The organism is Alphaproteobacteria bacterium (genome assembly GCA_035625915.1).
Taxonomy (GTDB): domain Bacteria; phylum Pseudomonadota; class Alphaproteobacteria; order JACZXZ01; family JACZXZ01; genus DATDHA01.
In genome coordinates, this window is sequence record DASPOR010000149.1 from 1 (window position 1) to 5,028 (window position 5,028).

The following is a 5,028-nucleotide window of genomic DNA, read 5'->3' on the forward strand; positions in this document are numbered from 1 at the left end:
CGCGGTTCGGGGGCCGGGTCGGTCGTCGCATGGTCGCTGACGATCACCGATCTCGATCCCTTGCGCTGGGGGCTGCTTTTCGAGCGCTTCCTCAATCCCGAGCGCGTCTCGATGCCCGACTTCGATGTCGATTTCTGCCAGGAACGGCGGGACGCGGTGATCGAGTACGTGCAGCGGCGCTACGGCCGGGACCGGGTCGCCCAGATCATCACCTTCGGCAAGCTTCAGGCGCGCGCGGTGTTGCGCGATGTCGGGCGCGTCCTTCAAATGCCCTACGGTCAGGTCGACCGCATTTGCAAGATGGTGCCGAACAACCCGACGAACCCGGTCACCCTCCAGCAGGCCATCGACGGCGAGCCGCAGCTTCAAGCGATGCGCCGCGACGACGAAACCGTGGCGCGGCTCATGGACGTCGCCATGAAGCTCGAAGGGCTCTACCGGCACGCCTCGACCCACGCCGCCGGTGTCGTGATCGGCGACCGCCCGCTCGACGAGACGATCCCGCTCTATCGCGATCCCCGCTCGGCGATGCCGGTCACCCAATTCAACATGAAATGGGTCGAGGCCGCGGGCCTCGTGAAGTTCGATTTCCTCGGTCTCAAGACGTTGACGGTGCTCGCCGAGACGGCCGAGCTTCTCGCGCGACGCGGAATCAAAATCGACCTCGACTTACTACCGCTCGACGATCGAGCGACCTACGAGATGCTGAGCCGCGGTGAGTCGACCGGCGTGTTCCAGCTCGAAGGTTCGGGAATGCGCGACGTGCTTCGCAAGCTGAAGCCCGACCGCTTCGAGGACATTATCGCCGTCGTGGCCCTTTACCGTCCGGGCCCGATGGACAACATCCCGAGCTATATCAACCGCAAGCACGGGCGCGAAGAGCCGGATTCCCTGCATCCCTCGCTCGAGCCGATCCTCAAGGAAACCTTCGGCATCATCGTCTACCAGGAGCAGGTGATGCAGATCGCCCAGGAGCTTTCCGGCTTCACGCTCGGGGCCGCCGACCTCCTGCGACGAGCGATGGGAAAGAAGATCAAGGAGGAGATGGAGGCTCAGCGGAAGTCGTTCGTCGAGGGAGCCGTGGCGCGCGGCGTCGATCAGGCCAAGGCGTCGCAGATTTTCGAGCTTGTCAATAAATTCGCAGGCTATGGTTTCAATAAATCCCACGCGGCGGCCTACGCCCTCGTCGCGTACCAGACGGCCTATTTCAAAGCCAACTACCCGGTCGAGTTCTTCGCCGCCACCATGACCTACGACATGGGGAACACGGACAAGCTCAATGTGTTCCGCCAGGAACTCCAGCGCCTGGGCATCGGGCTTCTGCCGCCGGATATCAATCGTTCCGACGTTGCATTCTCCGTCGATCGAGCGGCGTCCGCCGGTTCGGGTGAGTCCGAGATGGCGATCCGCTACGCCCTTGCGGCGGTCAAGAACGTGGGTGCGGCCGCGATGGCTGGCGTCGTCGAGGCGCGCAAGGCGAAGGGCGCCTTCAAAAGCCTTTCCGATTTTGCCGATCGCGTGGACGTCAAGGCGCTCACCAAGCGCCAGCTCGAAAGCCTCGCGGCCGCGGGTGCGTTCGAAAGCCTGATTCCGAACCGCCGTCAGGTCTTCGAGGCGGTCGAGCAGATCGCACGCCATGCGAGTGCCGCGGCACAGGACCGGGCGAGCAACCAGACCTCGCTCTTCGATGCGCTCGCGGGCGGGGGTGGGGGCCCGCCACCTTCGATGGCGCTTCCGGCCGTGCCCGAATGGGCGCCGATGGAACGCCTCAAGCGGGAGTTCGATGCGATCGGTTTCTATCTCTCCGCCCACCCGCTCGACGCCTACGGCAAGACGCTCGAGCGGCTCGGTGTCCTAACGTCCGCCGAGGCGATAAGGCGAATGACCGAAGGCCGCTTGAGCCGCGTGCGCCTCGCGGGCACGCCACTCGGCAAGCAAGAGCGCACCTCGGCGCGCGGCAATCGCTTCGCGTTCGCGCAGTTCTCGGATACGAGCGGGGTCTTCGAAGCGACCCTCTTCTCCGAGGTGCTGTCGGCGTCGCGAGAATTACTCGATCAAGGTGCGCCGGTACTGCTCGCGGTCGATGGCCGCGTCGACGGCGACCAGGTGCGCCTGATGGCCCAGTCGATCGAGCCGCTCGACAAAGCCGCGGCGGAAGTCGGGGCCTCCCTGCGCATTTATCTCAACGATCTCGGCCCGGTCGAGCCGCTCAAATCCCTCATCCAGCGCGAAGCGAAGGGCAAAGGCCGCATCTGGCTCGTGGCCCTCACGGGCGAGCGCGAGATCGAGATCGCACTTCGCGGCGGCTTTGGCTGCTCGCCGCAGCTTCGACAGGCGATCAAGGCGCTGCCCGGAATCGTCGAGGTCGAAGAGGTCTAGCAAAGCAGAGCAGGGGAGCGAGACATGAGAAGCTACGACATCGCCGCCTATGGCCAGCCTTTGAAACTGTCCGAGCGGCCGACACCCAAGCCCGTCGGTGCGGAGGTCCTCGTGCGCGTGACGGCGGCGGGGGTTTGCCACAGCGACGTGCATATCTGGGAGGGTTATTTCGACCTCGGTGGCGGCAAGAAGTTTCGCATGGAAGAGCGCGGCATGAAGCTTCCCCACACGCTCGGTCACGAGACGGTTGGCGAGGTCGTCGCCCTCGGTCCCGAGGCTTCCGGCGTCAAGGTCGGATCGCGCTATCTCGTCTTTCCCTGGATCGGTTGCGGCGTCTGCGACGTTTGCGGGATTGGCGAGGAGCAGCTTTGCCTCACGCCGCGCTTTCTCGGCGTTCACCGGGCCGGCGGCTACAGCGACCATATCCTCGTCCCTCACGCGCGCTATTTGCTCGACATCGCGGACATGAAGGCGTCGGAGGCCGCCCCTTATGCCTGCTCGGGGGTTACGACCTACGGTGCTTTGCGCAAGATCGGCGCCAACCTCCAGGAGAAGCCTGTCGTCGTCATCGGCGCCGGGGGCCTCGGCCTCATGTGCCTGGAACTTCACCGCGCCCTGGGCGGGCGAGCGGCGATCGCGGTCGACATCGATCCGGAGAAGCGCCAAGCCGCACTCAAGGCGGGCGCCAAGGAAGCGATCGATGCCAAGGCGCCCGACGCTGTCAAACAGATCAAGGCGGCGGTCGGGGGTCACGTGTGGTCCGTCATCGACCTCGTGGGCTCGACGGCCACGATGCGACTCGGGCTCGATTGCCTGACCAAGGGCGGTAAGATCATTGTGGTCGGACTTTTCGGGGGCGATATCGATCTTGCCATCCCGCTCATCCCCCAGCGTGCAATCACCATCCAGGGGTCCTATGTCGGCAGCCTCGGCGAACTCAAGGAACTTTTGACGCTGGTGCGAAAGCACAAGGTCCCGCCGATCCCGATTCACGAGCGCCCGCTCGATCACGCCCCCGCAGCCCTCGAGGAGCTTCGCGCCGGCCGCGTCCTCGGACGAACCGTGCTGACGCCGTAAGCGACGCCCGTCGATCGGTTCGCACGCGGGTTTTTTTCACACGAACGTGATTAAAAAAGCGCCAGAAATGGCGCTTTTTCACATGACATATTACGACATCCGGGTGAACGCACTCTATTGTTTTTCTTGTGACGGCGGGGTGGTCCCGCCGATCACAAGAAGGGAGAATAAGATGAGTATACTCATCAAAATCTCCCTGAGGCTAAGAAGGATAAGGTTCTCTCTCCAACTCCTTCTGATGCCGTAAGGGGGCCGGGCGGTGGTAGAGCCGCCGCCCGGTTCCCTCGAACTATACGGATTCCGTCGTGGGAAAACAACCGTCCGAGCTTAGCACCCTCATGGTTCGAGACGGCTGCCTCCGCTGTCCTTCACCGTCATGCGCGCCCCCGGACTTCTCCGTTCGTGTGGATGCCCGGGTCACGCCCGGGCATGACGGGAGTGGGTGGCGGTCGGTTCGCCTCCATTCGTCATGGCCGGGCTTGACCCGGCCATCCACGTGCTGCGGACTTCTCCAACCGTCAAGCCCGCGCATGACGAGAAGAGAGAACCGGATCAAGCCTCCAGGAGCCCACGGGTCCTGACCCCTATACAAAACGAACGTCCTCATCCTGAGGAGGTGCGCAGCACCGTCTCGAAGGATGAGGCCACCGCCTCACGGGAACGGGTCCTTCCGGAAATTGAACGCGACCGATATCCGCGGCTGGTCGCCGCGATGGGCGAACACCATGTGCGGCACATAGCTCGGGAACAGCACCATCATGCCGGGGACGGGGCGGACATAAACACTTGTCCGGATCAGGCCGGGGAAGAACGTGCTGTCGCGACTGAGGAAGGGGTCCATGATCTGCAAGGGCGTGCCGACGTCGGCATTGGCGTCGGAATCGCCGGGGTCGATATAATAAGTGCCAGACCAGGTGGCCCCCGGATGGGTGTGGGTTTTGTTGAAGTCGGCCCCGCGATTGACGTTGACCCAAGCCTGATAGGTCCAGTTGAAGGCGCTCGGCTCCCGGCCGTAGGCGCTCATCAAGCGCGCCGTCGCGTGGTTGACCAGGGCCGCCATGCGCTCGACGAGCGCCTTGCCGGCGTCACCCATCCACTCGAGCACCCCGGTTTCCGAATGCCAGCCGCCGACGTTGCTTTTCGTCCGCCCGCCGGCCTCATTTTCGCGCGCGAGGGAGAGGCGGCGAAGTTCCTCGTTCAGCGCCGCCGTATCCGGCCACACATGGCACATGACGGGGACGGGAAAGCAGAACTCGAAATTCGCTTTCTCAAGGTCGGGCAGGGACATCGTTGATCCTCGTGATCCTTTTGTGGAAGATGGCCGGCACCGGGTTCGCGGTTGTCCGGTCGAACGATTTTGGCTCCAGAAAACCTAGGTCGCATCCATTTTTTGTCATGCCCGCGCATGACGGGAAAAGGGAACCGCGCGCCCTCATGGTTCGAGACGGCTGCCCGGCGGCCGCCATAGCGGCCGCCTCTATGCGCGACGCAGAAGAAGGCGCGCGAAGCGCGCCGGCAGCCTCCTCACCATGAGGATTATTTATTTTTCTAAAGCCCTCATCCTGAGGAGGT

At 63.7% G+C, this 5,028-nt stretch carries 3 protein-coding genes; 2 read left to right on the plus strand and 1 reads right to left on the minus strand.

Features of this window, described 5'->3' with window-relative positions; genetic code table 11:
- Both dnaE and VEJ16_11855 read left to right on the plus strand, forming a co-directional pair.
- Positions 1 to 2,379: DNA polymerase III subunit alpha (gene dnaE, locus VEJ16_11850; protein ID HYB10356.1), on the plus strand; the 2,379-nt coding region annotated here is incomplete at its 5' end.
- Positions 2,380 to 2,403: 24 nt separating this feature from the next.
- Entirely contained in the window at positions 2,404 to 3,456 is a 1,053-nt protein-coding gene (locus VEJ16_11855; protein HYB10357.1) for an alcohol dehydrogenase, read from the plus strand.
- 652 nt (positions 3,457 to 4,108) lie between these two features.
- Here VEJ16_11855 and VEJ16_11860 read toward each other — a convergent pair.
- Positions 4,109 to 4,744, minus strand: coding sequence for a TIGR02466 family protein (locus VEJ16_11860; GenBank protein ID HYB10358.1), 636 nt, complete (start codon positions 4,742 to 4,744; stop codon positions 4,109 to 4,111).
- Positions 4,745 to 5,028 lie beyond the last annotated feature (284 nt).

Excerpts from the sequence above, each read along its gene's own strand:
- VEJ16_11855 (HYB10357.1), top strand. The coding sequence starts at position 2,404 with ATGAGAAGCTACGACATCGCCGCCTATGGCCAGCCTTTGAAACTGTCC.
- VEJ16_11860 (HYB10358.1), bottom strand. The coding sequence starts at position 4,744 with ATGTCCCTGCCCGACCTTGAGAAAGCGAATTTCGAGTTCTGCTTTCCC.